Origin of the sequence: Mobilicoccus sp., assembly GCF_032060985.1 — a bacterium.
Taxonomy (GTDB): domain Bacteria; phylum Actinomycetota; class Actinomycetes; order Actinomycetales; family Dermatophilaceae; genus Mobilicoccus.
Genome location: NZ_DAMBGD010000023.1, coordinates 1 through 25,830, shown reverse-complemented (window position 1 = coordinate 25,830; position 25,830 = coordinate 1). Strand labels below are relative to the sequence as shown.

The following is a 25,830-nucleotide window of genomic DNA, read 5'->3' as shown; positions in this document are numbered from 1 at the left end:
GGGATCGCAGACAGCGATGTGGCGTCATGGTCGTGATGGCGACCACCGCACCACATCGTCGGCTGCGATCCTCGTGCCTGGCGCAGCCTGGGCGGCTGTCGGGGTGGGTCAGGCGGCGCGGAGGACGGCGACGAGGAAGTCGGAGTTCTCGAACGGACGGAGGTCCCAGCTCGCGAGGCGCAGGTCGACGGTGAGCCCGGCGCGGGTGACGTCCCGCTCGAACTGCTCGAGGTCGTAGCCGCGGCCCGCGCCGAAGCCGACGACGGCCCGGCCCTGCGGCGCGAGGTGGGCGGCGAAGCGGCGGAGGATCTCCACCTGCGTGCCGGGCGCGGCGAACGTGAGGACGTTCCCGGCGCAGACGATCGCGTCGAACGGCTCGGGGAGGCCTGCGGCGGGGAGGTCGAGCTCGGCGAGGTCCCCCTGCCGCCACGTCGCGTCGGGGAACTGTGCCTGCGCCGCGGTGACGAGCGCGGGGTCGACGTCGACCCCGACGACCGTGTGGCCGACGCTCGCGAGGTGACCGCCGACCCGGCCCTGCCCGCACCCCGCGTCGAGGATGCGCGCCCCGCGCGGGACCATCGCGTCGATCATCCGCGCCTCGCCGACGATGTCGTCGCCCGCCTCGACCATGCTCTCCCAGCGGGAGATGTACCAGGCCGAGTGATTCGGGTTCTGCGCGAGGCGCTCTTCCCACAGGGTGCGACGGCGGGTCACGGGGGTCCTTCCGGAGGCGTTCGGGGTGGTGATCCACGGTAGCCCCACCCACCCTCACCCCCCGCCCCGCCCAGGGCACCCCCCCCGGAGGGTCCCCACCCCGGGAGTCCCCACCCCGGGAGTCCTCCTACCCGGGGGGATGACGTCATCGATGGCGTCATCGCACTCCGGGGTCAGGCGACGACGTCCAGGGGTGGGGGTGTGGTGTCGTCGGGGAGGCAGGGGTCCTCGGCGATCCGGGCGAGGAGTTCACCGAGCCCGTGCGCGGCGCGGCCGGGTGTGCGACCGGAGGTCGCGACGGACGGGTGGTGCGGGGTCGCCACGCGACGCCCCGAGGCTCGGAGCGCGGCGACGAGGCCGTGTTCCTCACCGTGCTCGGGTGCCGGAAAGCCGCCCACCGCACGGTAGTCGGCGAGTCTCACCGCGAGGTTGGCGGCGTAGACGTGGCTGTGCCCGGTCGGGGTCAGCCCGGACTCGACGAGTCGGGCGTAGGCCTCTCGCGCGGCGGGGTCGGCGTGCCAGTGCTCGACGTCGACGAGCCCCGCGACGGCGGCGGCCGGCGGTCCGTCCGCGGGGCGGGCGGCGGCGAGCATCCCCGTGATCCAGTCGGAGGGCACCCGCGAATCCGCATCGGTGGAGAAGACCCACGTCGTGCCGGCGAGGTCGTCCGCGCGTTCCAGGAGGCGGTGGCGGACCGCCCCGACGGGTGTCGGTCCGTCGTCGGCGACGACCTTGCTCGTGCACCACGGGGGCAGGTCCGCGAGGGCGGCCTCGGCGCGGGCGGCGGTCGCGTCGGTGCACCGATGGGCCGAGACGAGCACCCGTGCCTCGCGGACCTCCCCCGTGCGGTGGGCGTGAGCGAGGGCCCGCAGCACGCTCGTCAGGCACGAGGCGATGAGGTCCTCCTCCTCGTGGGCGGGGATCGCGACGACGACGTCGACGGCGTCCGGTCGGGGTCGGGGAGAGGGGGGCGGGGTCTCCCGGGTCGTCGTGCGCGGAGTTCCCTCGGAGATGGCGCCGGGCGTACCGGGCGTCCCGGTCGTGCGGGTCGCGGCGCCGGTCGGGTTCGCGGCGTGACGAAGGCCTGCCTGCGCGCCGGTCCGTGCCGGTCTCGTCGCGTCTCCTTCCGCGTCTCCCGGAGGGCGGGACCGCGTGTCCCGTCGCGCGCCGGTCACGAGCTCGCCCTGCGGCCGAGGTGAGCGGCATCGGAGTCGGGGTTCTGCTGCCTCAGGTAGAGCTCGGCGTCGTGGAGGGCGGCGGTGAGGTCCTCGTCGTAGGCGAGACCCGCGGGCCCGACGAGCCGACGGGATTCCTCGGCGATGCGCAGGACGGCGGCCGCGACACCGGCCCGGACCTCCGTCGACAGGTCGTGCAGGTCGCCGACGAGCTCCTGCGGCGCGAGAACGGCCTCACCGCGCGGGCTCTCGGCGAGGAGTGTCTCGAGCCGGGGGCCGGCGGTGGTGACGAGCGCGAGGGACAGCGCGAGGTCGGTGCGCATGCGGCCGAGGCGTGGCGCCCGCGCCGGGGACGGCGGCGCCGAGGCGAGGGCCGCGGCGGTGAGGTCGATCAGCCGCGCACCGAGCCCGGCCCACACGCCCGCGACCCCGACTCCGCCGGGGAAGAACCCGGCCCGCCCGAGGTACCAGCCGTCCGGACCGACCTGCCGGGCGCTCACGCGGTGCTCGGCGACGTGGATCGTGTGGCTGTGGCTGAGGCGCATCGCGCCGGTGCGCCACGCCGAGGTGTCCGGGGTCCACTCGGTGACGGGCACGTCGAGCAGCACGCTCGTCGACTCGTCGAGCCACACCGGCACGAGCGCGCGGTCGAGCACCCCGGCGCCGGAGGCGAATCGGAGCGTCCCGTCGAGCACCCACGCGTCGCCGTGTCCACCGGCCTCCCCGCCGCCGCCGTCGTCCCCGCCGGCGCCGACGCGGCGGGCACGCAGGCCGGTGGCGTGGCTGCGCGAGGCCCACACGCCGTACGTCGCGCCCTCGACCGGGGCCACACCGGCCTCGCCGAGGATGCGGACGGCGTCGACGTGACCCTCGGTGAGACGGGAGAGCGGCACGTCGGTACGACCGAGCGCGACGAGCGCGCGGAGGAGGTCGGGCCAGTGCAGAGAGTTCCACTCGTGGGCGGCGGCGAGATGGGCCACGGCGTCGCGGAGTTCCGTGGTGGTGAGCTCGTGCCGGTGGTCCTCGCCGGGGAAGCCGGCCGGGGCGGGGACGGGGACGAGGACGGTGAGGTCGGCAGGGGTCATCGGTCGGGATCCTTCGTGGCAGGCGCCCCGGGGGTCGGGATGTGGCCCGGTGGGACGTGGAGCAGGGGGGTGGCGTGGTGGGCGAGCATCTCCGGCGGCACGATCGGTCCGATGCCGGGGATCGCGGGGTGGAGCTGACTGGCGAACGCGGACAACGCCGCCTCGCGGGCGCGCTCGTCGTCGGGGGTCGCGCTGAGGCGTCTGAGGCCGGGGTCGGCCTCGGCGGGGTCGCTCCAGTACGTCATCCACACGGGGTAGGAGAGGAACCGCGCCCCGATCTCCGCGGCGAGGGCGCTCGCGGCGCGACCGGCCGCGCGGTGATCGGGATGCGGGTCTCGCGGCCATGGCCCGAGCACCGTCGTCACATCCTCGGCGACGGGCCGCAGGGCGGTGAGCGCCTCGTCGTCGGTGAGCCCACCGTCGGGGAGTCGCCGGGGGTGGCGCTCGCGGACCCCGAGGGCCTCGAGCGCGACGTGCCATTCGGCCTCGCGGCGGTTCGCCATCCCGGACGACAGGTCGGCCGGGGCGCCCTCGTCGCGCAGGACGTCGGCGAGGTGGTCCAGGCAGGCCTCTCCCCTGGTGAGGCACACCGCACGCAGCCGCACCCCGGCACCGGCCCAATGCGCGAGGAGACGACCGGCGCCGATCGTCTCGTCGTCGGGGTGGGCGGAGACGACGAGCGTGACCCCGTCGGCGGATGCGGACGCGTCGGCCGCGGCGGGGCGGCGAGGACTGCCGATGCCGCCAGCCCCGGTCGCCGCCGTGAGCGCCCCGGACACGGAGGACGACCCATTGGACGTGCCCCCGAGGACCTCCTCGGGCGTGAGCAGCGGCGCGGCGTCGACGACGTGCGCCCACACGTGCGGGGCGTGTCCGGGAGGGGTCGCCGGTATCGTCACGATGGACCCCTACCCACGAGGCCGGAACCGCATTCATGCACCCCGCCGCGATGTGGCCGGACACATATTCGGACGCCGGTCAGCTCCGTCGCGGCTGCGCGTGGGGGGTGCCGAGGACCGGGTCGCGGCGGGTCAGGGCATCGAAGGCCGCCTTGAGGGCGGCGAGACGTTCGCGGGCGACGCCCTCCGCCCACACCGTCGGCGCTGCCGAGGCCATGGTCTCGTCCCCGACGCCGACGGCGTCGAGCCCCGCCGCCCGGGCGAGGGCGAGGGCGCGCGGCAGGTGGTAGGTCTGGCTCACGAGCGTCGCCTCTCGCACGCCGTAGACCTGCACCGCCCGCACGCACGAAGCCCACGTGTCGCGGCCCTCGGGGTCCTCGGTGATGCGGTCTGCCGGCACGCCATGGGCCAGGAGGTAGCGGCGCATCGCGCCCGGTTCGTCGTGGTGGTCGTGGCGGCCGTCGCCGGAGACGATGAGCCGGTCGACCCGGCCACGGCGCAGGAGGTCCGCGGCGACGTCGAGGCGGGCGGCGAGGAGCGGCTGCGGTCGTCCGTCGGGGTACACGCCGGCCCCGAGCACGATCGCCACGGGCCGGTGCGGCACGTCCTCGGGGCGGTGGACGCCACCGCGGGAGGCGAGGCCGACCCACGCGTTGCTCGCGCCGAGCGCCACCGCGAGCCCCGCGACCCCGGCGACGCCGAGGCGCAGCAGCCGCCGACGCCCCCTCAGCGCGCGGATGCGCACGGGGGCCCCGGCCGTGCGGTCGGAGCACCCCGAGGTCATCGCCCGGCGATCAGAGCGTCGTGCCGTCGGCGACGGTGCGCGGCTCACCCGCGTCGTCGAGGGTGCCCTGTCCCTCGACGACGACGTCGGCACCGAACGTCCAGTCCCCTTCGATCGACAGTGACCGCGCCTGCCGCAACGACGGCGCCCCCTGGGGGAAGCGCTTCTCGAAGTCGCCGATCTTCTTGTAGTACGTGGGGTCGAGGTCGATCGTCGGCGCCGACTCGGGGAGGAGGCGCAGTCGGCCGTCGGGCCGGACCTCGTACGCGTCGGAACGCAGGAGCAGCAGCTCGTTGGTCGTCTTGACGGGCAGGAACCGGGTGCGGGGCACACAGATCGCGGTCGCACCCTCGAAGACCTGGACGGCCGCGCCCATCGCGGACTCGATCTGGAAGACCTCGGGGGAGTCGGCGTCCTTGGGGTCGACGGTCTTGACGTTGCGGATGAGCGGCAGCCCGAGCACGCCGTCACGCTCGCGGAGCACCTCGGCGAGACGCTCGAGGTCGAACCACAGGTTGTTCGTGTGGAAGTAGGGGTGCCGGTTCTCGTCGGTGAAGAAATCCATCTCCTCGGGGGCCGTCTGGGCGGTCTCGCGGAGGATGAGCTGGTCGTCGGAGGTGCGGATCGCCAGGTGGCCGCCCTTGCGGTCCATCGGCGTGCGGCGGCACACCTCGGCGGCGTACGGCGCGCCGGAGGCGGCGAACCACCCGGCCAACGTCGCGTCCGGTCCCGCGCCGAGGTTGTCGGAGTTGCTCACCGTCGCATACCGGAACCCCGCCTCGATGAGCGCGTCGAGCACGCCGCTCGCGAGCAGCGAGGGGTAGAGGTCGCCGTGGCCGGGCGGGCACCATTCGAGGTGGGGGTCGGCGGGCCACTCGACGGCGGTGAGGTCGTCGGTGCGGAGCTTGGGCTCCTGGCTCTGGAGGAAGTCCAGGGGGAGATCCTCGACGGGGAGATCGGGGTACCGGGCGAGGGCCTCGAGGGTGTCGTCGCGGGTGTTGAAGCTGTTCATGAGCAGCAGGGGCAGCCGGGCCCCGTACTCGGCGCGGGCGGCGAGGACCTGCTCGACGATGAGGTCGAGGAACGTGCGGCCGTCGCGGACGGGCAGCAGCGACTTCGCCTTGGCCATGCCCATGGACGTGCCGAGGCCGCCGTTGAGCTTGATGACGACGGTCTTGGCCAACGCCTCGCGGGCCTGCTCGGCGTCGATGTCGAGTTCCTCGATCATCGGCGGCTCGGTCATCGGGCGGATGTCGTCCTCGCGGATGAGCCCCGTGGCCCCACCTTCGAGTTCGCGGTAGTAGTGGCCGAAGACGTCGATCGCCGTGCGGTGGACTCCGGCGTCGGCCATCTTCTGCTGGGCATCTCTGAGGGCCTGCTCGCTCATGGTCTCGATCGTAGTGCGCCTCGCACACGGTCCGCCCGGGCGACGCGGCCCCGGGGCGAAGGACCCCGCGGCCGCGTCGATGCTCAGCGTCTCGCGTTCGTCCGTGCCCGGGCGAGGTAGGCGGAGGCGCCGTCGGCGGCCCGACGGCGGATCTCGGGCAGGCGCCGCCGCAGATGGGTGCCGGGGCAGTCGGTGCGGGTGTTGCCGACCTGGTAGTGCCCGGGAACGACCGGCGAGGTGCGGCCGTCGAGGGTGAGGGTGCCGGCGGGGTCGAACCCGTACCGCGCGGCGGTCCAGGCGACGATGTCCACGATGGAGTTCACCGCGGCCTTCGGCACCGGGGCGGAGGAGGAGTCGCCGATGTAGGCCACTCCGAGGTAGGTGGTGTTGACGCCGCTCGCATGTGCCCCCTTGTGGGGGATGCCGATACCGCCGTACCGGCCCTCCCACACCCGGCCGAAGCGGTCGACGAGGACGTTGTAGCCGATGTCGCTCCAACCGCGGTCCCGCATGTGGAAGCGTTCGATCCCGCGCAGGACCGCCGGCACCTGAGCCGCGCTGTAGCGGTTGGTGCCGGCCGTGTGGTGGACGGTGATGCCGCGGCCGACGACGACCGGCAGCGCACGCGCCGCCGAGCTGCGCGCGGCGCCCCACGCCTCGCGCTTGGTCGGCATGGCCCGCGGGCCGGGGAGCCCGGGCGGGGCGGCGGGGAGTCCGGAGGCGCCGGAGGTGTTCGTGCCGGACGCGGCGGCGCCGGAGCTCACGGCCGACGAGCCCGAGGGGCCCGAGGAGCCCCACGACGTCGAGGCGAAGGCCCCGAGACCCGGCGGGCGTGTGGCCGTGTCACCGGCAGGGACGGCGCCGGTCGGGCCCATGATGCTCGCCGCGCCGGTCGCGCGGGGCGGGGTGGCCGGGCGGGCGTGCGTCGCCGAGGACGTGCCGGGGTCGATGACGCTGAGCTTCGGGTCGCCGACCGCCGTGCCGCGCGTGACGAGGCGGGCCTGAACGTGCGTCGCACCGACGACCGCGATGGGTTCGGAGCCGGCGCGCGTGGCGGCACCGGGGTCGGCGCAGTCGCCGCACGTCTCGACGTCGACGTCCTGCCAGGGGCCCCACTGGCCGCCGCGCTTGACGCGGTAGGCGAGGCCGAGCCCGGAACCGGTGCCCTCGGCCCACGTCACCCCGATGACGGCGAGGCGGCGGGGGACGGCGACGGTGCCGGTGTCGAGGATCCGGGGCGTGGGCGCGCCGACGGCCGAGGCGCCCTGAGCGAGGCCGCGGTCGATCGAGCGAGAGGCGAGACGAAGCGGCGCCCGACGTTCGCTCACGGTCGTGGTGGCGGCGGGGCGAGCGGTCGGTGCGGTGGCCGTCGTCCCCACGGACGCCGCGGCTGCCAGGGACGACGTGGCCGACGTGGACGAGGTAGACGGTGTGGCGGTGGGGGCGGCGGTGGCGGGGACGGGGGCGACGGCGAGGGTGGTGCCGAGCGACAGCGCGACGGCTGCGGCGATGTGACGCATGGAGACCTCTGGACGTGGTGCGGATGGGACGGGCGCCACGCTCAGGGGGGAGTCGGGGGGAAGCGGTCGACGCATGGCAGCGCACATCATGCCGGACGATCGTCCAACATCGGCCTCAGGCAACCGGTTCCGCCGTGTCTTCACCCGATGTCGCCGCATCGTTCACCCTCCGATGCCCCGGGGCCAGGCCTGCCACCGACCCGACGCCGGGCCGGGGCCCTCGTCTCCGGGCGCCATCCGGCAGCACAGGCGGAGGTGGCCGGGAGGAGAGGCCCGCGCAGGCGGGGCGCCGGCCCTAGGGTGGAGCGGGGCGAGCCGTCGCGGGGAGGGCAGGACATGGATCCGATGGTGTTGCTGGTCGGTCGAGCACTGATCGTCGTGCTCGCGGTGGTCGCGCTGTGGGTGATCGCGACCCGCCGGCTTCCCGCCGCATGGTCCTCGATCGGGTGGGGGGCGCTCGCCTTCCCGCTCTCCCAGGTGGCGAGGAGCGCCCTCCTGGTCCCGGTGGGCCTCCTCCTCACGGCGTGGCTGGGGGCGAGCTCGGCGACGCTCGCGACGGCGACGGTCGTTCTCGCGGTGCTCACGTCGGGGATCTTCGAGGAGGGCACACGCTGGATCGTCATGCGGTTCTGGGCCAAGCGGGTCCGCACCTGGGGTGAGGGTGTCGCGTTCGGTCTCGGGCACGGCGGCAGCGAGGCGATCCTCATCCTCGGGATGTCGGCGATCAACGGGGTGGTGCTCCTCGCGACGACGGAGGCCATGCGCGGGTCGGTGGCGTCCTCGGCACCCGAGCAGGTGCCCGCCCTCGACGCCCAGATCGCGAGCCTGCGGGAACTCACCCTCGGCATGACGGCGCTGGGTCTGTGGGAGCGGGTACCGGCGATCATCCTCCACGTCACGTGTGCGTTGCTCGTGATGTGTGCGGTGCGGCAGCGACATCCCCTGCTGTTGCTCGCGGCCATGGTGCTGCACTGTGCCGTGAACGCCGTGGTCGTGGGGACCGCCCAGGTCGCGGAGCCGATCGTCGTCGAGCTCGCTTTCACCGTGCTCGGGGCGGTGTCCCTCTGGGTCGTGCTCGCGGGGCCCTTGTCGCGACGCCGCGTCGACACGCTCCCCGCCGAGCCCCCCGCGTCGGTCGGGGTGCGTTGACGTGCCCCGCCACAGCGCCGGGCTGCTGCCCTACCGCCTCGACGGCGGTGAGCTCTCGGTGTTCCTCGCCCATCCGGGCGGCCCGTTCTGGGCGCGCAAGGACGCGGGGTGCTGGTCGGTGGTCAAGGGTGAGTACGACCCCGATGCGGAGGACGCGGCGCTCGCGGCCGCGCGCGAGTTCGCGGAGGAGACCGGCGCGCCGGCGCCGCGTGGGGAATGGCTCGATCTGGGCGAGGTGAGGCAGTCCTCGGCGAAGATCGTCCACGTCTTCGCGGTGACCGCGCCGACGACGCTCACCTACGTCGCCAGCAACACCGTCGAGATCGAATGGCCACCTCGTTCGGGCCGCACGACGACGATTCCCGAGGTCGACCGTGCGGAGTGGATGACCGCCGAGCGCGCCCGGCCCCGCCTCCTCGAGGCGCAGCGGGCCTTCCTCGACCGCCTGGCCGCGCACCTCGGCCTCCCTCCGGCCTGATCGGCGCTCCGGCCCGATCCCCCGATGCCGGTAGACCTCCCGGTCGCCCACGGCGTCCGGGACGTGGTGAGCGAGTGTGCCGTGGGCAGGGGAGCCGGCGGGGCGGGCGCGGGCCGGGACGTGGGCCGTCGCGGCTCCCGGGCGGCCGATGATCGAGTGCGCGCTGCTCCTGCTCGCCTACCCCCCCGGTCGGTGGGCACCGACTGAGGTGCCGACGCGAGTCCGAACGGTCGACGGTGGCGCCGGGTAGCCTCGCCCCTCGTGGACGAGCTGTTGGTGGAGGCGCGGGGACTGCGCAAGGCGTTCGGCACCGTCGAGGCGGTGCGCGGGATCGACGTCGAGGTCCGGCCCGGTGAGGTCTTCGGGTTCCTCGGGCCCAACGGGGCGGGCAAGTCGACCACGATGCGCATGATCGCCACGGTCTCCCCACCCACGGGCGGCACGTTGCAGGTCCTCGGGCTCGACCCCACGCTCGACGGTCCGCGCATCCGAGGCCGCCTCGGCGTGTGCCCTCAGGAGGACACCCTCGACGTCGAGTTGTCGGTGCGCGAAAACCTCACGGTGTACGGGCGGTTCTTCGGCATGAGCCGCAGCGCGGTGCGGACCCGCGCCGACGAACTGCTCGACTTCGTCAAGCTCACCGAGAAGGCGGGCGCCAAGGTCGACGACCTCTCCGGAGGCATGAAGCGGCGTCTCACGATCGCGCGCTCACTCGTCAACAGTCCCGACCTGCTCATCCTCGACGAGCCCACCACCGGTCTCGACCCGCAGGCCCGGCACACGTTGTGGGACCAGCTGTATCGGCTCAAGCACGCCGGCGTCACGCAGATCCTCACCACCCACTACATGGACGAGGCCGAGCAGCTCTGCGATCGCCTCGTCGTCATGCACGACGGGCGCATCTCGGCACTCGGCAGCCCGGCCGAGCTCATCCGGCGGTACTCCACGCGGGAGGTCGCCGAGCTGCGGTTCGGCGTCGTCGACCACGCCCCGTACGAGGCGCAGGTGACGGGCTGCGCCGAGCGCGTCGAGGTGCTCCCCGACCGGTTGCTCCTCTACGCCGACTCCGGCGACGCGGCCGTGTCGGCCGTCCACGCCCGCGGCCTCGAACCCGCCCAGGTCCTCGTGCGGCGCTCCTCGCTCGAGGACGTCTTCCTCACGCTCACCGGCCGAACCCTGGTCGACTGATGGGCACCCCCGACCCGCGCGAGATCGCGCCCGTCCCGGCCGCGGTCCTCGCCGACCCCGGTGAACGGCCCGGTCGCCTCACGATGATCCTGCGGCAGAGCGACTACCACTGGACCCGGCTGCGGCGCACGTGGAAGGGCTCGGTCGTCACGTCCCTGCTCACGCCGCTGCTCTACGTGTTCGCCATGGGCACGGTGCTCGGCGGCTACATCGACGCCGCGGGCACGGGCCCGGCCGGGGCACCCAGCTACCTCCATTTCGTCGCGGCGGGGTTGGTGGCGGGGCAGGCGATGACCGTCGCCGTCGGCGACTCCACCTACCCCGTCTACGGCGCGATCGTGTGGGACAAGACGTACCAGGCGCTCCTCGCGACCCCCCTGCGGGTCTCGGACGTCGTGGCCGCGCAGCTGCTCGCGATCCTCGCCCGGGTGGGGTTGAGCTGCGCGATCTTCATGCTCACGCTCGTCCCGTTCGGGGTCTACGCCAGTGCCGCGGGGGCGCTCGGCGCATTCCTCGTGGTTCTGCTCGTCGGGCTGGCCTTCGCGGCGCCGGTCTGCGCGTACTCGGTGTGGATCTCCTCGGATGCCGGATTGTCGCTCGTCTTCCGCCTCGGGGTGGTGCCGCTCTTCATGTTCTCGGGGGCCTTCTTCCCCACGTCCAACCTCGGGCCCGTCCTGGAGCGGCTCGTCATGCTCAGCCCGCTGTGGCACGGGGTCGAGCTCACGCGCGCCCTCATGCTCGGGCGCCTCCTGCCGGTCGGGGCGGTCGTGGTGCATCTCGCGGTGCTCGTCGCACTCGCGGTCGTCGGCTGGTGGCTCATGGTGCACCACCTTCGGCGGAGGTTGCTCACGTGATGGCCTGGCAGCTCGTTCTGCGCCACCTGCGGGTGTACCGGCGCAGCTGGTTCGTCTTCGTCACCGGGTTCCTCGAGCCGGTGTTCTACCTGTTCTCGATCGGCATCGGGGTCGGCGCGATGATCCCGGGGTTCGACGTCGGTGGGGTCCTCGTGTCCTACGCGGCGTTCGTCGCGCCGGCGATGCTCGCCACCTCGGCGATGAACGGCGCGATCATGGACTCGACGTTCAACATCTTCTTCCGTCTCCGGTACGCCAAGCTCTACGACGCGCTCCTCGCCACCCCCATGACCACCCTGGACGTGGCCGTGGGCGAGGTGACGTGGTCGCTGATGCGGGGCGGGATCTATGCGACGGGGTTCCTCGCCCTCATGGCGGCGATGGGGCTCGTGCAGTCCTGGGCCGCGCTGCTCGCCCTGCCCGCCTGTCTGCTCATCGGGCTCGCCTTCGCCGGGCTCGGCATGTGGCTCACGACGTTCATGCGCTCCTGGCAGGACTTCGAGTTCATCACCCTGGCCCTCGTGCCGATGACGCTCTTCTCGGGCACGTTCTTCCCGGTCACCGGGTTCCCCCCGGCGGTGCGGTGGATGGTCGAGGTGACACCGCTGTACCGCGGGGTCGTCCTGTGCCGGGAGCTCACCACCGGCCTCCTGTCGAGCGCCTCGGCGATCTCCGTGGTCTACCTCGTCGCCATGGGGATCACGGGCATGCTCCTCGCCCGTCGACGCCTCGACCACCTGCTCCTGCGCTGACCCGCGCTGACCCGCGCGCACACCCCCCACCCCCCTCTCTCCGAGACGGCAGATGGGATGGAAGCACAGCTACGGCTGGAGCGCTGGGTGAGCTGCCATCCCCTCTGCCATCTCGGTCTTGTCAGACGCGGGGGCGGGTGCGGGCGAGCCAGCGGAGGACGAGGACGGGCAGGACGGCCGGCAGGAGCAGGTATCCCGCGCCGTAGTAGCTCCACACCGAGGCCTGGGGGAACCACTCGGGCTTGAGCAGGCTGAGGGTGCCCACGGTGAGCACGCCCGCGAGTTCGACGAGGCACAGCACCCGCATCGCCGCGCGGGATCCGGGGTGACCCCAGCGCAGGAGGAGGACGAGGCCGACGACGTAGACGGCGGCCGAGAACGCCGACAGCGTGTAGGCGATGGGCGCCTCGGAGAACTTCGTCGCGAGCTCGAGCGTGGCCCGCGACGTCGCGCCCACGGCGAAGATGCCGTAGAGCAGGGTGAACAGGCGCCCCGGGCCCGCCTCCGGCGCCTGGACACCCCCCGAGGTGGCGTCGTTGGCGCCGCGGGAACCGAGGGGTGCGGAGGACGCGCGGTCAGCCGACATTGAGGTACCCGAAGAGGAATCCGAGGGTCTGCACCTGCCGCACGATCATGATGGCCGCGATGAGCGTCGCGACCGCGACGATGAGCAGCCCCCAGCGGTCGAACTTCTTGTACGTGAGCGCGAACCCGGCCGGGATGATGAGCGGCGTCGAGACGAGGTAACTGATGTGGGTCGCGAGCCGCGGGCCGGGGTGCCCGGCGACGACGTAGGCGATGTCCGCGACGACCGCGACGACCGTCGCGAGTTCGGCGACGGCGAGCAGACCGAGCGTCACGCGCCGTGGCAGGCGACCGACCGCGGCGGCGATCAGGAGGACGACGCCGACGGCGAGGGTCACCCACATCGCCCCGACGATGACGAGGAGCAGGAGGTCAACCACGGGCGGTGAGGACGATCGGGTCGCCGTCGGTGATGGCGACGGTGTGTTCGGAGTGCGCACCGCGGGAGCCGTCGACGCTGCGCAGGGTCCATCCGTCGGGGTCGGTGAGCAGCTCGTCGGTCCCCGCCATGAACCACGGCTCGATGGCGATGACGAGGCCGGGGCGGAGCTTGAGCCCCCGCTTGGCCTGGCCGTCGTTGGGCACGTGGGGATCGCCGTGCATCGTGCGACCCACACCGTGGCCGCCGAACTGGGTATTGACGGTGAGCCCGGCGGAACGCGCGACGGCACCGATCGCCGCGGAGATGTCGCCGAGTCGCTTGCCCGGCCGGGCGACGTCGATCGCGCGGGCGAGGGCCTTCTCGGTGAGGGCGATGAGGTCGAGGTCGGCCTGGTCCCGCTTCTCGCCGACGACGAGACTGACGGCCGAGTCGGCGACCCACCCGTCGACCGCGACGGCGAAGTCGAGGCTGAGGAGATCGCCGTCGGCGAGCGCGTAGTCGTGCGGGAGGCCGTGGAGCACGGCATCGTTGACGGAGGTACAGATGACGTGCCCGAACGGGGACGCCCCGAAGCTGGGGTGGTAGTCGATGTAGCAGCTCTCCGCGCCGCGACGACGGATGTGCTCGTGCGCCCACTCGTCGATCTCGAGGAGGGTGGTCCCGACCTTCACGCGGCCGGTGAGGTCGGTGAGCACCTCGCCCACGAACGTCCCGGCGGGACGCATCTGCTCGATCTCCCGAGGCGTCCGTAGCTCGATCACGTGACTCTCGTCCTCTCCGGTGGTACCGATTCGTGCGCCGCTCCGCCGTGGGTGACGCTCCGGTCATGCTAGGCGTTGCCGGTCCTGCCCGATCGAGCCGCTCCCACCTCGTCCGCCGCGGCCGTCCCCTGAGATGCCTGGGAACCGATTGGGCCCCTTGCACGTCGGGCTGATGTGGACGACCGACCCGGTCGACCGTTCGGCCGATACCCTCACGCCGCGTAAGATCGGGATGCCGCCGGCGCGGGAGCCGATGGGGATGACAGGCGGCGTCGAGCACGTGAACGGGGGGACGTAGACGCACATGGCGAACGTGATGGGACTGGCCCGAAGGGCCGGCTGGAACGTCATCGATCAGGTGATGTCGGCCTTGAGCAACATGCTGCTCATGGTCTTCGTCGCCCGCGCGCTCGACAAGACCGCGTTCGGTGCGTTCGCCATGGCGTTCGTCGCCTACGGCGTGGCGGTCGCGGTGTCGAAGGCCATGGTGGGACAGCCGCTGCAGATGCGGCACAGCGCCGATTCCCCCGAGGCGTTCCGTCGCGCCGTCCGCACCTCCCAGGGCACCGCCGCCTGGCTCGGTCTCGTCGGGTCCGTCATCTGCGTCGCCGTGTGGGCCTTCGTGCCCGGCCCGGTCGGCGCCGCGTTCCTCGCGCTCGCGCCCTGCCTCCCGGCGCTGACGATGCAGGACTCCTGCCGGATGGCCTTCTTCGCGGCCGGTCGGGCCGACCGTGCCGCCCTCATCGACTTCGTCCGCATGGTGTTGCAGTTCGCGCTGCTGTTCGGCGCGATCGCGCTCGGCTGGACGTCGGTCGGCATCCTCACGCTCACGTGGGGAATCGCCGGGCTCGTGTCGGCCGCGGTCGGCCTCGCGCTGCTCAAGTCGCCGCCCAGCCTGTTCGGCGCCGGCGAGTGGCTGGGGGAGCAGAAAGACATCACCGGCTATCTGCTGGCCGAGTACATCCTCGGGCTCGGCGCCGCCCAGTTCGGCACCCTGCTCATCGCCCCGTTGTCCTCACCCGCCGACGTGGGCGCCATGCGTGCCGTCCAGACCCTGCTCGGTCCGCTCAACATCCTCGGCACGGCGGCACTCGCGTTCGCCGTGCCCGAGCTGTCCCGCCGCGCGCACATGCGGGCGCCCAGCCGGATCAAGGCGATGATCCTCGCGAGCGGTGTGATGACGGCCGTCTCGAGCGGGTACGTCATCGTGCTGCTCCTGCTGCCCGACGGCGTGGGGCGCGCCCTCTTCACCGACTCCTGGGCGGGCGCCCAGCCCGTCCTCCTGCCGATGGGCATCAACGCGATCGCGGCCTCCGCCGGCATCGGGGCCGCGGTGACCCTCTACGGCATGGGGCTCGCCCAGAAGACCTTCAAACTCAACGTCCTCCGCGCCCCGCTCCTGCTCGGACTCATGTGCCTGGGCGCGGTGCAGTACGGCGCCGTCGGCGCGGGGTGGGCGCTCGCCACCGTCGAGCTGCTGTTCCTGCCGTTCTGGGCCGTCACCGCGGTCCGCGCGAGCCGCCGCCACGACCGGGACCGCGACGCGGCCCGCACGGCCGGCGCCTCCGCCGACCCCGACGCGACCAGCGCCGCGACGGTGACGACACGGGCCGCCACCTCCGACGGTGAGGACGCCGAGGCGTCCGTGCGTGGCGCAGACGCGACGGAGGACGTCGCGCCGGGGCAACCCGCGTCGCACGCCCCCGTCGACGACGGGGGCCGGCACACCTCCGCCGACGTCGCGACCGAGCCCGAGACCATGCTGCGCGAGCGTCGTCCCTGAGGTTCCCCCGCCCTGAGCACCCTGGGGCACACTGGCTCCCATGAACACCACGGACCTGTTCGACCGCATGGCCGGTGAGCTGGCGGCCTCGGGCGCGGTCGAGGAAGCACGCGACGGACGTCGCACCCTCACGCTCGACGGCGCCCCGTTCGCGAGGCTCGTCGACGACGGGGCGGAGGTCTACCTGCCCGACGGCAGCGCCGCGCGTGCCGACGCCCTCGCCCTGCCCGCGGTGAGCGAGGCGGGGGGCGGGTGGCTCACGGTCACCGACGGTGACGTCGCCGCCTGGCCGGTCCTGTTCGAGCAGGCGCTCGCGGGGCTGCGGCGCTGAACGGGCCGTCCGGCCGCGGGGAGGGCGCCCGGCGACGGGAGGACGCGGGAGGCGGGTACGACCGTGGTCGGATGCCGGGGTCCGACACCGGGGTGACGACGCCGGATGCCCGGCATTCCTACGGTGGGGACATGGTCGACGAGCCTCCGGTGAGTCCGCCCGTGCGAGATCCGCGGGAGCGGATCCCGTTCGCCTCGGCGCGGGAGAACCCTCAGGACACCGTTCGCCCAGGAGATCCCGTCGCTGCGGACGGCGAGGGTCGGTCAGGCTCCACCCGGCTCACCGGGCCCGCGACACCCAGCGAACCGGTCGAGCCCGTCCCGCCCGGTGTGCCCGCGACGGCACCAGGGCCGTCGGCCCTGACTCCGGTCCGCACCCTCGCCGCGGACCTGCGCCTCCTCGGCGACCGGCTCGCCGAGTTCGCGCGACGCCCATGGCCGGGGGCCGGGGTGTTCGACGTGGGCCTCGTCCTCTCCCTCGCCATGTCGGCCATCCCGCTCATGGTCCAGTCGCAGCGGGCCGCCTACGAGCCGTTCTGGGGCGTCGTCGCCGCGGTCTGCGTCGTGCTGTTCTCGGCGCCGTTCTTCTGGCGTCGCACCTACCCGATGACCGTCGCCCTCGTCGTCGCGCTCCCGCACGTGGCTCAGCTGTTCCTGCTCGACGAGCCGACGTTCGCCAACATCTCGGCGCCCATCGCCGTGTACTCGGTGGCCCGCTGGTCGGCCGACCGCCACGTTCGACGGGCCGGTCTCCTCCTCGGGGTGGTGGGCAGCACCATCGCCGGGTTCAGTTGGTCGCCCGCGACGTTCGCCGACGGGGTGCCGCTCAGCGTCTGGGTGGGATCGTTCGTCGTCATCACGATGATGTGCCTCGCGATGACGGTGACGGCGTGGCTGCTCGGAGCCCTCGTGCGTCAGCGTGCGGAGGCGATCGAGGAGACGCGGCAGCGGGCCCTCGCGGTGGAGCGGGGACGGGTCCAGAACATCCGGATCGCGGCTCAGGAGGAGCGAGCACGCATCGCCCGGGAGATGCACGACGTCGTCGCCCACTCGCTCTCGGTGATCGTGGTCCAGTCCGACGGCGCCGCCTACGCCCTCGACAGTGCGATCCGGCGCGCGAACGACGAGGACGACGTCCGGGTCGTCGCCGACGCGCTGCGGAACGCCTCGACCGTGCTCGAGACCATCGGCCGCACGGCCCGGGAGTCCCTCGCCGACACCCGCCGCCTCGTGGCCGTCCTCCGTCAGGACGAGGGCGACGCCGAGTACGCGCCCACCGGTGGGGTCGACTCCCTCGGGGACCTCATCGAGCCTCTGCGGGCGGCCGGGTTGCAGATCACGACCGACGTCACCGGCCGGCCGCGCCCACTCTCCCGCGCGACCGACCTCGCCGTGTACCGCGTCGTGCAGGAGGCCCTCACCAACGTCATCAAGCACGCCGGGGAGGCCCGGGTGTGGGTGTCGCTCGATTACCTCCCCGAGGCGCTCCTGGTGACCGTCCGCGACGACGGCGCCGGGGTCGTGACGCCGCCCGACGGGCAGGGGCACGGGCTGGTGGGGATGCGCGAACGCCTGGCGGCCAGCGGTGGCCGGTTGTGGGCCGGTGGCGCGCCGGGCGGCGGCTTCGTCGTCGAGGCCCGCATTCCCTACGATGAGGGGCACCCGAGCGGTGTCTGATCGCCAGGCTCCGCAGGGGGCCGTGACCGAGGGGTCCGGGCGGCGCACGAGTCGACGAGGTCGATCGTCGGGGTCGTCGGTCTCGTCGAAGGAGGAGGAATGAACGAGGACGGCCCGATCCGGTTGGTGCTCGTCGACGACCAGGAGTTGGTCCGCGCCGGATTCCGCATGGTCCTCGACGCCACCCCCGGGATGAGCGTCGTCGCCGAGGCGGCCGACGGTCTGGAAGCCATCGCCGCCGTCGAGGCGACCGAGTCCGACGTCGTGCTCATGGACATCCGGATGCCGCGTCTGGACGGTGTCGAGGCCACCCGCCGCATCTGCGCGCTGCCGAACGCGCCGCGGGTCGTCGTGCTGACGACGTTCGACCTCGACGAGTACGTGTTCGCCGCGCTCAAGGCGGGCGCCGCCGCGTTCCTGCTCAAGGACGCCGGTCCCTCGGAGCTGCTCGCGGCGATCCGGGCGGTGCATCGTGGCGACTCCGTCGTCGCGCCCAGCACGACGCGCCGCCTCCTCGAACGCGTCGTCCCCTCGCTCCCCGAGACCGGCGGGCGCCCCGATGCGCGACTCGAGGTGCTCACCGAGCGTGAGCGGGAGGTGCTCGAGGCCGTCGCCAAGGGCCAGACCAACGCCGAGATCGCCGCGACCCTCTACCTCGCCGAAGCGACGGTGAAGACCCACATCGGCCGCATCCTCACCAAGCTCGACCTTCGAGACCGCGTCCAGATGGTCGTCCTCGCCTACGAGACCGGCCTCGTCCGCATCGGGATGTGACGCCTCGGGGTGATCAGGGTCGGTCGTCGGTGACGGCGCCTCGGTCGTCGGCGCCGTCCTCGTGGGCGGCCTTCCTGCCGGCCTCCTCGGAGGCGGCGAGTTCGCGCTCGTAGCTCTCGGGGCTCACACCGCCGAGGCGCTTGTCGTCGTCGGCCGAGACGTCGGTGTCCTCGGGTGCGGGGGCGTCCGTGGCGAGCTTCTTGGCCGAGGTCGTGAGGATCGACGCGTCCTGGGTGAGCATGGGGAACTTGTCGTGGCCGTTGAGGTAGAGGAGCACGGTGTTCGTGATCGCCATGAACGGCACGGCGAACAGGGCGCCCGCGATGCCGAACAGGTAGGAGCCGACGGCCACGCCGAGCAACGTCGCGAGGGGGTGCAACGAGACGGCCTTGCTCATGAGGATGGGCTGCAGGAGGTTGCTCTCGATCTGCTGCACGGCGAGCACGACGGCGAGCATGATGAGCGCCGCGACCGGGCCCTTGACCACGAGGGCGAGCAGCACGGCGAGGGCACCGGAGACGACCGCGCCGACGATGGGGATCGCCGCGGCGAAGAACACGATGAGGCTCAGCGGGATGACGAGGGGAAGCCCGAGGAGGAACGCGCCGAGACCGATGAACACGGCGTCGACGGCGGCGACGACCACCTGGGTCTTGACGTAGGAACTGAGCGTCACCCACGCCCGCCGACCCGCCTCGTGGATCGGTTCGCGGACCTGTTTGGGGGCGAGGCCCACGCACCAGGACCACATGCGGTCGCCGTCGGCGAGGAAGAAGAACATCGCGAACAGGGTCATGATCGACCCGATCGCGAGGTTGCCCGCCGTCTGCCCCGCCGAGAGCGCACCGCTCGTGAGGTCACCGGCGTGGGCCTGCACCCACGTGCGGCCCTGGTCGATCGCCTGGTCGAGCTGGCCACCGAGCGGGCCGTTCGCGAGCCACGCCTGGATCTGGCTCACGCCGAGTTGCGCGGAGGTGCTGAGGCCCTGCACGCCGATGACGATCTGATTGCCCGCGAGGGTGAGCAGGCCGACGACGACCCCGACGCTGAACAGCAGCGTCGTGATGGCCGCGAGCGCCCGCGGGAACTTCAGCCGGTGGTTGAGGAGCACGGCCATCGGCATGGTCAACGCCGTGAGGAGCAACGCGATGGCGACGGGGATGACGACCATGCTCGTGCGACCGATGACCATCATGAGGCCGTACAGCGCGATCGCGATGATGACGACGCGCCAGGCGATGCCGGCACTCACCTTGAGGGCGAACGGCACGGCCTGGTCGGCGGGTCGCGCGTCGCTGTAGCTGAACGACGGTGGGGGAGACACCGGCATGTCCGGCTGCCGCGGCGGCGCGGGCAGGGCCGGGAGCGCCGGCATGCGGACCCGGTGGCGGAGGTCGTTCAGGGACGGTGGGGTCCCTCGGTTGAAGAGCTTCATCGCCTTCGAGTTTCACATGGAGTGCCCGGGAATGCATGCCCCGTCTCCGTGCGAGCACCACCGCGTTCACCTCGCGACCTGCGGTCTCGGCGCGGACCGGTGCGCGGGGTGAGGGTGGGCCCGCGATTGAGGGTGCGGCGGTCCGGGTATCTCGACGACGAGGCCGCGAGGCCCACCCGCCCACGAAGCGAGAGGCCGCACATGAACGTCGTCGAACGCCACACCACCGCCACCCCCGAAGAGGTCTGGGACGTCATCGCCGACGGGTGGACGTTCCCCTCCTGGGTCGTCGGCGCCTCCCGTATGCGGGCCGTGGAACCCGCCTGGCCGGGGGTCGGCGGCAAGCTTCATCACTCGGTCGGTGGGTGGCCTGCGCTCATCGACGACGAGACCGCCGTGCTGGAGTCCGAGCCGCGCCGCCGCATCGTCCTGCAGGCCCGCATCCGCCCGGCGGGGGAGGCCCGCGTCGAGATCACCCTCGAACCGAAGGACGGCGGCACCCTCCTGCGCATGGCCGAGGACTTCACCGACGGCCCGCTCAGGTTGCTTCCCGGCATCGCCCGGGACGTGACCATCGGCCCTCGCAACGTCGAGACCCTCCGCCGCCTCGCGTTCCTCGCCGAACGCCGCGACCTCCCCGACATCCCCGGGCGCTGAGCACACCCGTCGGGCCCGCACCCCCCCCGATGCGCGAGGGTGGCCCGACGCGTCGACGGCGTCGGGCCAGTGGCCCGGCGGTGCGCTCGCAGCGCTGCCGACTCGCAGACCGGCCATGGCCGACCTGCCGTGTCAGACCCGAGCTGTCCAGGCCGGGTGGGGTCGGTCGTGGAAGCGACGCAGCGCGGAGGTCCGCACGCGGGAGACGAGCGCGCCGGCGGCCCCGGCGTCGGCGAGGGCCGCACGAGCGGCGAGGTAACCGCACCCGCCGTGGACGCCGCCGCCGGGATGGATGGCCGCGCTTCCCAGATAGAGGCCCCGGATGTGGGTCCACGGGCCGCCGAGACCCGCGACCGGGCGCCAGATCGCCTGCTGGAGGAGCTGTTGGGTGCCGCCGCCGACACCACCGCCCCCGAGGTTCGCGTTGTCGGCCTCGAGGCCCTGCGGCGTCTGCACCCACCGGTCGATGACGAGATCACGCCAGTCGGGAGCGAACTCGTCGAGCATCTCCTCGCTGTGGCGGGTGAGGGTCTGCGCGGCCTCGGGGTCGGTGCAGCCGCGCGGCAGGTGGGTGTAGAGCCACATCGTCTCGGTCCCGTCGGGGGAGCGGGTGGGGTCGATGCTGCTCATCTGCCCGATGAGGGCGAACGGACGCTCGGGGACGAGACCCGCCTCGAGCTCGGCCGACCACTGCACGAGGCCCGGCACGTCGCGCCCGGCGTGGACGACGCCCGCGCCCCGCGCCTCCGGCGCCGACCACGGCACGGGCTCGGCGAGACGGTAGTTGAGCTTGACCGTCGGCAGGTCCCACTCGAACGCCCGTAGCCGTGCGCGCAGGCCGGGCGGCACGTCGCGGTCGTCGAGGAGGCGCTCGTAGAGCATCGGTGCGCTCGTGTCGGCGACGACGGCGCAGCGTACGTGGAGGCGGCGACCGTCGTTCGTCTCGACCCCGTGCGCCCGGCCGCCGCGGACGGCGACGCGCGTCACCGAGACCCCGGTCTCGACACGGGCACCCGCGGCCTCGGCGCGTCGGCGCAGGGCGGCGGCGAGCTCCCGGGTTCCGCCCTGCGGCGTGGGGAACCCGACGTCCTGGGCGAGCATCGTCATGAGCCACCCGTACATGCCGCTGACCGCGGCGGTCGGCGGGGCGTCGGCGTGCATCGCGTTGCCGGCCATGAGTTCTCGCCCGGCGCGACCGTGGAACAGTTCCTCCCCCATGCGGGTCGTCGGCAGGAGCGCGAACCGGAGGAAGTCGGGCAGCTCTGCGACCCCGACGGCGTGGGCGAGGCGCGCCGCCTCCGCCACCGGGGGCCACCGAGTGAGGATCGCGTCCAGCAGCGGCCCCTTGATCTCGGCGTACTGCTCGACGAGGTGCGACCACGTGCGACCGTCGCGGGGATCGTCCTCCGCGAGCAACGCCGCGGTGCTCGCCGCGTCCCGGAACACCGCGGGCGTCGGACCCGTGCCCGAGCGGGAGACGTGCGCGAGTTGCGTCCGGGCGTGGGACCACCGCAGGCCGTGGTCCTCGAGTTCGAGCGCCTGCAGGACCGGCGAGGCCAGCGCGAGCGGATGGCAGGCGCTGAACGAGTCGAGGACCCAGCCGTCGACCTCGCGGGAGTCGACGGCGCCACCGACCCGTTCGCGCTCCTCGAGGACCACGACGTCCCACCCGGCATCGGCGAGGTAGGCGGCGGCGACGAGTCCGTGGTGACCGCCCCCGATCACGACGGCGTCGACGGTCTCGACACCTCCGCCCGCCTGTCCGCCGAGCAGACGGTTCGGGGCGTCGGCGAGGTGTCTGATCGTGCGGGCCGTCCGGGATCCGATGCGCATGCGGGTCTCCTCCGCTCGGTTCGCGTCGCCCCCTGCCTGCGGGCGGCGGGTTCGCCGGGTCCTTACCCATGCTGCCCGAGGGCAACCGGGGGCGTGACCGGGGGAGTCGGCGGTGACCGTCCACTGGGCCGGCCCTCCCGCGGATCCGGCTGTGCTCGCGGGCCCGGCACCGACTCGTCCCCTCGATGGGTGGGTGACACCGAATCGATCGGGCGATCGGGATGAACCCGAATCATCGGGCGATCGGGATGAAACGGACGGCCCGTGGGTAGAGGACGACCAGACCATTGACAACCGGAGGTTCCATGTCCGAGCACACCCCGCCCACCGTCGACGAGTCCACCACGCCCGTGGACCCGCCCGCGCCCAAGCCCGACCAGGCTGCGCCGGCCCAGGTCACCGCCGGAGGGTGCCCCTTCAGCGCGCCCGGCCGAGGACAGAGCGGCCAGTACCTCACGACCGCTTCGGGCACCCGGGTCGCCGACACCGATCACTCCCTCAAGGCGGGGCGCCGCGGCCCGACCCTGCTGCAGGACCAGCACCTGCGCGAGAAGATCAACCACTTCGACCACGAGCGCATCCCCGAGCGCGTCGTCCACGCGCGCGGCGCCGGTGCTCACGGCACGTTCACGGCGTACGGCACGGCGGCGAGCATCACGCACGCGGCCTTCCTCGGCAAGGACGTCGAGACGCCGGTGTTCGTGCGCTTCTCGACGGTGCTCGGCTCACGGGGTTCGGCGGACACCGCCCGCGACACCCGCGGATGGGCCACGAAGTTCTACACGAGCGAGGGCGTCTTCGATCTGGTCGGCAACAACATCCCCGTCTTCTTCATCCAGGACGGCATCAAGTTCCCCGACGTCATCCACGCCGGCAAGCCGCACCCCGACCGTGAGATCCCCCAGGCCCAGAGTGCCCACGACACCTTCTGGGATTTCGTCTCCCTCCACACCGAGGCCCAGCACCACACGATCTGGAACATGTCCGACCGCGCCATCCCCGCGTCGTTCCGCACGATGGAGGGGTTCGGCGTCCACACGTTCCGTCTGACGAACGCCAAGGGAGACACCTCGCTCGTCAAGTGGCACTGGAAGCCCGTCGCCGGTGTGCACTCCCAGGTGTGGGAGGAGGCCCAGCTCACGCAGGGCGCCGATCCGGACTTCCACCGCCGCGACCTCGCCGACGCCATCGAGGCGGGCGCGTTCCCCGAGTGGGAACTCGGCCTGCAGGTCATGCCCGACACCGAGGACGAGACGTTCGAGGGGATCGACCTGCTCGACCCCACCAAGCTCGTCCCCGAGGAGCTGTGCCCCGTGCAGCCCGTGGGCCGTCTCGTGCTCGACGCGAACCCGACGAACTACTTCGCCGAGACCGAGCAGGTCGCGTTCAACCCGGCGCACCTCGTGCCCGGTATCGACGTCACCAACGACTCGCTGCTCCAGGCGCGGCTGTTCTCCTACCTCGACACCCAGTTGACCCGCCTCGGCGGCCCCAACTGGCAGCAGCTGCCCATCAACCGCACGCACGCACCGGTCAACGACATGTTGCGGGACGGGTTCGGTCAGCAGGCCGTCCACACCGGCACGGCCGCGTACTCCCCCAACAGCATCGACGCGAACAACCCGCTGCCCACCCCGGCGGGCGATCGCCCGTTCCTCGAGGTCGCCACCCCTGTCACGGGGACGAAGACCCGCGAGGTCTCGGCGTCCTTCGACGACCACTTCAGCCAGGCCCGGATGTTCTACCGCAGCCTCTCGGCGGTCGAGCAGGAGCACGTCGCGTCCGCCTACACCTTCGAGCTCGGCAAGTGCTACGAGGAGCCCATCCGTCGGCGTCAGCTGGCACACCTCGCCGCCATCGATGCCGACCTCGCCCGGACGGTCGCGACGGGTCTCGGCATGGAGGTGCCCGCACCGACGAGGGCCGACGTCGTCGATGTCGACCCGAGCCCGGCGTTGGCCCAGGTCAAGCCCGAGGTGACGTATCCGGTCAAGGGCCGCAAGGTCGGTGTCGTCGCCGACGACACCGCCGACGTCTCGGCCGTCGAGGCCGCGGTCGCCGCGATCGAGAAGGAGGGGATGACCGCCTTCGTCCTCTCCGGCCACGGTGGACACCTCGGTGGCCGGAAGGGCCCCGTCGTCGACCGGACCCTGCTCACCACCCGGTCCATCGAGTACGACGCGGTGCTCCTCGTCTCGGGGATCGCCCCGGCGCCCGACGCCCGCGGCGCGTTCGACGCCAAGGCCGGGGACCCGAGCGGAGTGCCGAACACGACGAGCGACCCGCGTCTGTCGATCCTGCTCGGCGAGATGTACCGCCACTGCAAGGCCCTCGCGTTCCTGCCCGACGGGGAGGCCGCGCTCGCCGCAGCGGGCATCGCGGCCGACGCCCCCGGTGTCGTGGCCGAGAAGGACGCGAAGAAGGCCGTCGACGGTCTCGTGGGCCTTCTGGGCAGCCACCGTGTGTGGGAGCGGTTCCCCACCCAGGCCTGATCGACTCGCACGGTCCGTCCACGTGGGCCCGCCGTGCTCAGTCCACACCGCCCCCGCCGCACTCGCGGCGGGGGCGGTGGGCGTCGGGGCCCGGCGCGGGTCCCGACCTTGTCGAACCGGTCCCCGAATCGTCGATCGCCCCTCAGCCCTGATCCACCGTCCTGGGGCGGGTATTCCGGCGCGTCTTGATAGACGAGGTGCCCCTTGAGCTGGGAAGATAGTGATTACCACACCATTATCTGACCAGCCGAAAGGGGCACCTCGTAAGTGCAACTCTCTCACAGTGTCCGCGCGGTTTTCGATGAGGCGAATCTCGTGTCGTGCGCGGGTCTGGTGCCCGCGTTGGCGTTGGCCGAACAGGCCGGGTGGAGTGAGCATCTGGAAGGCCTGTCGGTGCCCTCACCGAACGCCGCGGCCAAAGCCACATGCGTGGTGGCGGGGATGTTGGCCGGCGCGGACAGCATCGATGACCTGGATTTGCTGCGTCACGGCGGCATGACGCGCCTGTTCAAGGGAGTGCGGGCGCCCTCCACGCTGGGCACCTTCCTGCGGTCCTTCACCCACGGGCACGTGCAGCAACTCGACGCCGCCGGCGCCAACCTGCTCGCGGGTCTGGCCCGCAACCTCCCGGCCCTGCTCACTGGTGGCGAACCGGACGGGGTGGTGTTCCTGGATGTGGACGACACGATCCGGGAGGTCCACGGGTACGCCAAACAGGGCGCCTCTTACGGCTACAGCCGGGTGCGCGGGTTGAACCTGCAACTGGCCACCCTGTCCACCCCGGCCGCGGCGCCGGTCATCGCCCGGGCGCGGCTGCGGCGCGGGAGTGTGGCCAGCGCGACCGGCGCGGGCCGCATGCTGGCCCAAGCCATCACGACCGCGAAGGCTGCGGGTGCCTCCGGGCAGCTGTTGTGTCGGGCCGATTCGGCCTACTACGGGTGGGCGTTCGTGGGAACCGCGCTCCGGCACGGCGCGTGGTTCTCCGTCACCGCGCGCGCGAATGCCTCGATCAACCGGGCCATCACCAGCATCCAGGAGTCCGCGTGGACCCCGATCAGATACCCGCACGCGGTCTGGGACGAAGACGAGCAGCGGTGGATCTCCGACGCCGAAGTCGCCGAGGTCCCTTACGTGGC

General features: G+C 72.7%; 24 protein-coding genes. 12 read left to right on the top strand and 12 right to left on the bottom strand.

Going from position 1 to position 25,830, the window contains the following annotated elements:
* Positions 1–108: 108 nt before the first annotated feature.
* The 7 genes from RT054_RS15375 to RT054_RS15345 all read right to left on the bottom strand — a co-directional run bounded on the left by RT054_RS15375 (position 109) and on the right by RT054_RS15345 (position 7,564).
* The gene (locus RT054_RS15375; protein ID WP_312717597.1) at positions 109–714 is read right to left on the bottom strand and encodes a class I SAM-dependent methyltransferase; all 606 of its coding nucleotides are present in this window, start codon (positions 712–714) and stop codon (positions 109–111) included.
* 173 nt (positions 715–887) lie between these two features.
* Entirely contained in the window at positions 888–1,889 is a 1,002-nt protein-coding gene (locus tag RT054_RS15370) for a hypothetical protein (protein ID WP_312717598.1), read from the bottom strand.
* Positions 1,886–2,974 carry a hypothetical protein gene (locus tag RT054_RS15365; RefSeq protein ID WP_312717599.1) on the bottom strand — a complete coding sequence of 363 codons (1,089 nt, stop codon included), beginning with the start codon at positions 2,972–2,974 and terminating at the stop codon, positions 1,886–1,888. The genes RT054_RS15370 and RT054_RS15365 overlap by 4 nt, the downstream gene beginning before the upstream one ends.
* Positions 2,971–3,873 (bottom strand): PIG-L family deacetylase, encoded by a 903-nt coding sequence (locus tag RT054_RS15360; protein WP_312717601.1) that lies wholly within the window; start codon positions 3,871–3,873, stop codon positions 2,971–2,973. The genes RT054_RS15365 and RT054_RS15360 overlap by 4 nt, the downstream gene beginning before the upstream one ends.
* Positions 3,874–3,952: 79 nt before the next feature.
* Complete coding sequence (locus RT054_RS15355) at positions 3,953–4,657, bottom strand: ElyC/SanA/YdcF family protein (RefSeq protein ID WP_312717602.1); 705 nt, start codon at positions 4,655–4,657, stop codon at positions 3,953–3,955.
* Positions 4,658–4,667: 10 nt separating this feature from the next.
* Entirely contained in the window at positions 4,668–6,044 is a 1,377-nt protein-coding gene (locus RT054_RS15350) for a UTP--glucose-1-phosphate uridylyltransferase (protein ID WP_312717603.1), read from the bottom strand.
* 83 nt (positions 6,045–6,127) lie between these two features.
* Entirely contained in the window at positions 6,128–7,564 is a 1,437-nt protein-coding gene (locus RT054_RS15345; protein WP_313025315.1) for a peptidoglycan recognition family protein, read from the bottom strand.
* A 336-nt stretch (positions 7,565–7,900) separates the two neighbouring features.
* On the opposite strand from RT054_RS15345, the gene RT054_RS15340 reads away from it, so the two are divergent.
* The 5 genes from RT054_RS15340 (at position 7,901) to RT054_RS15320 (ending at position 11,985) form a co-directional block, all read left to right on the top strand.
* Complete coding sequence (locus tag RT054_RS15340; protein WP_313025312.1) at positions 7,901–8,713, top strand: YhfC family glutamic-type intramembrane protease; 813 nt, start codon at positions 7,901–7,903, stop codon at positions 8,711–8,713.
* Between the two features lies 1 nt (position 8,714).
* Entirely contained in the window at positions 8,715–9,191 is a 477-nt protein-coding gene (locus RT054_RS15335; RefSeq protein WP_312722656.1) for an NUDIX domain-containing protein, read from the top strand.
* Positions 9,192–9,452: 261 nt separating this feature from the next.
* The gene (locus RT054_RS15330; protein WP_313025309.1) at positions 9,453–10,379 is read left to right on the top strand and encodes an ABC transporter ATP-binding protein; all 927 of its coding nucleotides are present in this window, start codon (positions 9,453–9,455) and stop codon (positions 10,377–10,379) included.
* A complete protein-coding gene (locus RT054_RS15325; protein ID WP_313025306.1) occupies positions 10,379–11,233 on the top strand; it encodes an ABC transporter permease in 855 nt (284 codons plus the stop codon). The genes RT054_RS15330 and RT054_RS15325 overlap by 1 nt, the downstream gene beginning before the upstream one ends.
* Entirely contained in the window at positions 11,233–11,985 is a 753-nt protein-coding gene (locus tag RT054_RS15320; protein WP_312722667.1) for an ABC transporter permease, read from the top strand. Before RT054_RS15325 ends, RT054_RS15320 begins: the two co-directional genes overlap by 1 nt.
* A gap of 121 nt (positions 11,986–12,106) precedes the next feature.
* On the opposite strand, the gene RT054_RS15315 is transcribed toward RT054_RS15320, so the two are convergent.
* From RT054_RS15315 to map, 3 genes are read right to left on the bottom strand one after another with little or no spacing between them, the layout of a single operon-like run.
* A complete protein-coding gene (locus tag RT054_RS15315) occupies positions 12,107–12,571 on the bottom strand; it encodes a hypothetical protein (RefSeq protein WP_313025304.1) in 465 nt (154 codons plus the stop codon).
* Complete coding sequence (locus tag RT054_RS15310; protein ID WP_312722663.1) at positions 12,561–12,950, bottom strand: hypothetical protein; 390 nt, start codon at positions 12,948–12,950, stop codon at positions 12,561–12,563. The genes RT054_RS15315 and RT054_RS15310 overlap by 11 nt, the downstream gene beginning before the upstream one ends.
* Positions 12,943–13,713, bottom strand: a complete 771-nt coding sequence (map, locus tag RT054_RS15305) for a type I methionyl aminopeptidase (RefSeq protein ID WP_312722665.1) — start codon at positions 13,711–13,713, stop codon at positions 12,943–12,945. The genes RT054_RS15310 and map overlap by 8 nt, the downstream gene beginning before the upstream one ends.
* 304 nt (positions 13,714–14,017) lie before the next feature.
* Here map and RT054_RS15300 point away from each other — a divergent pair, with 304 nt between their 5' ends.
* The 4 genes from RT054_RS15300 to RT054_RS15285 all read left to right on the top strand — a co-directional run bounded on the left by RT054_RS15300 (position 14,018) and on the right by RT054_RS15285 (position 18,277).
* Positions 14,018–15,496 carry a hypothetical protein gene (locus tag RT054_RS15300; RefSeq protein ID WP_313025299.1) on the top strand — a complete coding sequence of 493 codons (1,479 nt, stop codon included), beginning with the start codon at positions 14,018–14,020 and terminating at the stop codon, positions 15,494–15,496.
* Positions 15,497–15,536: 40 nt separating this feature from the next.
* Positions 15,537–15,827 carry a hypothetical protein gene (locus RT054_RS15295; RefSeq protein WP_312722152.1) on the top strand — a complete coding sequence of 97 codons (291 nt, stop codon included), beginning with the start codon at positions 15,537–15,539 and terminating at the stop codon, positions 15,825–15,827.
* 131 nt (positions 15,828–15,958) lie between these two features.
* The gene (locus RT054_RS15290; RefSeq protein WP_313025294.1) at positions 15,959–17,503 is read left to right on the top strand and encodes a sensor histidine kinase; all 1,545 of its coding nucleotides are present in this window, start codon (positions 15,959–15,961) and stop codon (positions 17,501–17,503) included.
* A 99-nt stretch (positions 17,504–17,602) separates the two neighbouring features.
* On the top strand, positions 17,603–18,277 hold the full coding sequence (locus RT054_RS15285) for a response regulator transcription factor (protein ID WP_312722146.1): 675 nt from the start codon (positions 17,603–17,605) through the stop codon (positions 18,275–18,277).
* Positions 18,278–18,290: 13 nt separating this feature from the next.
* Here RT054_RS15285 and RT054_RS15280 read toward each other — a convergent pair whose 3' ends face one another.
* Positions 18,291–19,712, bottom strand: a complete 1,422-nt coding sequence (locus RT054_RS15280) for an AI-2E family transporter (protein ID WP_312722143.1) — start codon at positions 19,710–19,712, stop codon at positions 18,291–18,293.
* Positions 19,713–19,913: 201 nt separating this feature from the next.
* Here RT054_RS15280 and RT054_RS15275 point away from each other — a divergent pair, with 201 nt between their 5' ends.
* Positions 19,914–20,369: an SRPBCC family protein gene (locus tag RT054_RS15275; protein WP_312722140.1), complete on the top strand. Its 456-nt coding sequence runs from the start codon at positions 19,914–19,916 to the stop codon at positions 20,367–20,369.
* Positions 20,370–20,501: 132 nt separating this feature from the next.
* On the opposite strand, the gene RT054_RS15270 is transcribed toward RT054_RS15275, so the two are convergent.
* Positions 20,502–22,202, bottom strand: a complete 1,701-nt coding sequence (locus tag RT054_RS15270) for an NAD(P)/FAD-dependent oxidoreductase (protein WP_313025289.1) — start codon at positions 22,200–22,202, stop codon at positions 20,502–20,504.
* Between the two features lie 305 nt (positions 22,203–22,507).
* Between RT054_RS15270 and RT054_RS15265 the strand changes: the two genes are divergently transcribed.
* Both RT054_RS15265 and RT054_RS15260 read left to right on the top strand, forming a co-directional pair.
* Entirely contained in the window at positions 22,508–24,694 is a 2,187-nt protein-coding gene (locus RT054_RS15265; protein ID WP_313025286.1) for a catalase, read from the top strand.
* A gap of 267 nt (positions 24,695–24,961) precedes the next feature.
* The coding region (locus tag RT054_RS15260) for a transposase (protein WP_313025283.1) at positions 24,962–25,830 on the top strand (869 nt) is incomplete at its 3' end.

What these genes read in the sequence shown, in the direction of transcription:
- RT054_RS15280 (WP_312722143.1), bottom strand. Translation starts at nt 19,712, where the DNA reads ATGAAGCTCTTCAACCGAGGGACCCCACCGTCCCTGAACGACCTCCGC.
- RT054_RS15320 (WP_312722667.1), top strand. Translation starts at nt 11,233, where the DNA reads ATGGCCTGGCAGCTCGTTCTGCGCCACCTGCGGGTGTACCGGCGCAGC.
- RT054_RS15365 (WP_312717599.1), bottom strand. Translation starts at nt 2,974, where the DNA reads ATGACCCCTGCCGACCTCACCGTCCTCGTCCCCGTCCCCGCCCCGGCC.
- RT054_RS15295 (WP_312722152.1), top strand. Translation starts at nt 15,537, where the DNA reads ATGAACACCACGGACCTGTTCGACCGCATGGCCGGTGAGCTGGCGGCC.
- RT054_RS15325 (WP_313025306.1), top strand. Translation starts at nt 10,379, where the DNA reads ATGGGCACCCCCGACCCGCGCGAGATCGCGCCCGTCCCGGCCGCGGTC.
- RT054_RS15275 (WP_312722140.1), top strand. Translation starts at nt 19,914, where the DNA reads ATGAACGTCGTCGAACGCCACACCACCGCCACCCCCGAAGAGGTCTGG.
- RT054_RS15300 (WP_313025299.1), top strand. Translation starts at nt 14,018, where the DNA reads ATGGCGAACGTGATGGGACTGGCCCGAAGGGCCGGCTGGAACGTCATC.
- RT054_RS15345 (WP_313025315.1), bottom strand. Translation starts at nt 7,564, where the DNA reads ATGCGTCACATCGCCGCAGCCGTCGCGCTGTCGCTCGGCACCACCCTC.
- RT054_RS15340 (WP_313025312.1), top strand. Translation starts at nt 7,901, where the DNA reads ATGGATCCGATGGTGTTGCTGGTCGGTCGAGCACTGATCGTCGTGCTC.
- RT054_RS15355 (WP_312717602.1), bottom strand. Translation starts at nt 4,657, where the DNA reads ATGACCTCGGGGTGCTCCGACCGCACGGCCGGGGCCCCCGTGCGCATC.
- RT054_RS15270 (WP_313025289.1), bottom strand. Translation starts at nt 22,202, where the DNA reads ATGCGCATCGGATCCCGGACGGCCCGCACGATCAGACACCTCGCCGAC.
- RT054_RS15290 (WP_313025294.1), top strand. Translation starts at nt 15,959, where the DNA reads ATGGTCGACGAGCCTCCGGTGAGTCCGCCCGTGCGAGATCCGCGGGAG.
- RT054_RS15350 (WP_312717603.1), bottom strand. Translation starts at nt 6,044, where the DNA reads ATGAGCGAGCAGGCCCTCAGAGATGCCCAGCAGAAGATGGCCGACGCC.
- RT054_RS15315 (WP_313025304.1), bottom strand. Translation starts at nt 12,571, where the DNA reads ATGTCGGCTGACCGCGCGTCCTCCGCACCCCTCGGTTCCCGCGGCGCC.
- RT054_RS15285 (WP_312722146.1), top strand. Translation starts at nt 17,603, where the DNA reads ATGAACGAGGACGGCCCGATCCGGTTGGTGCTCGTCGACGACCAGGAG.
- RT054_RS15265 (WP_313025286.1), top strand. Translation starts at nt 22,508, where the DNA reads ATGTCCGAGCACACCCCGCCCACCGTCGACGAGTCCACCACGCCCGTG.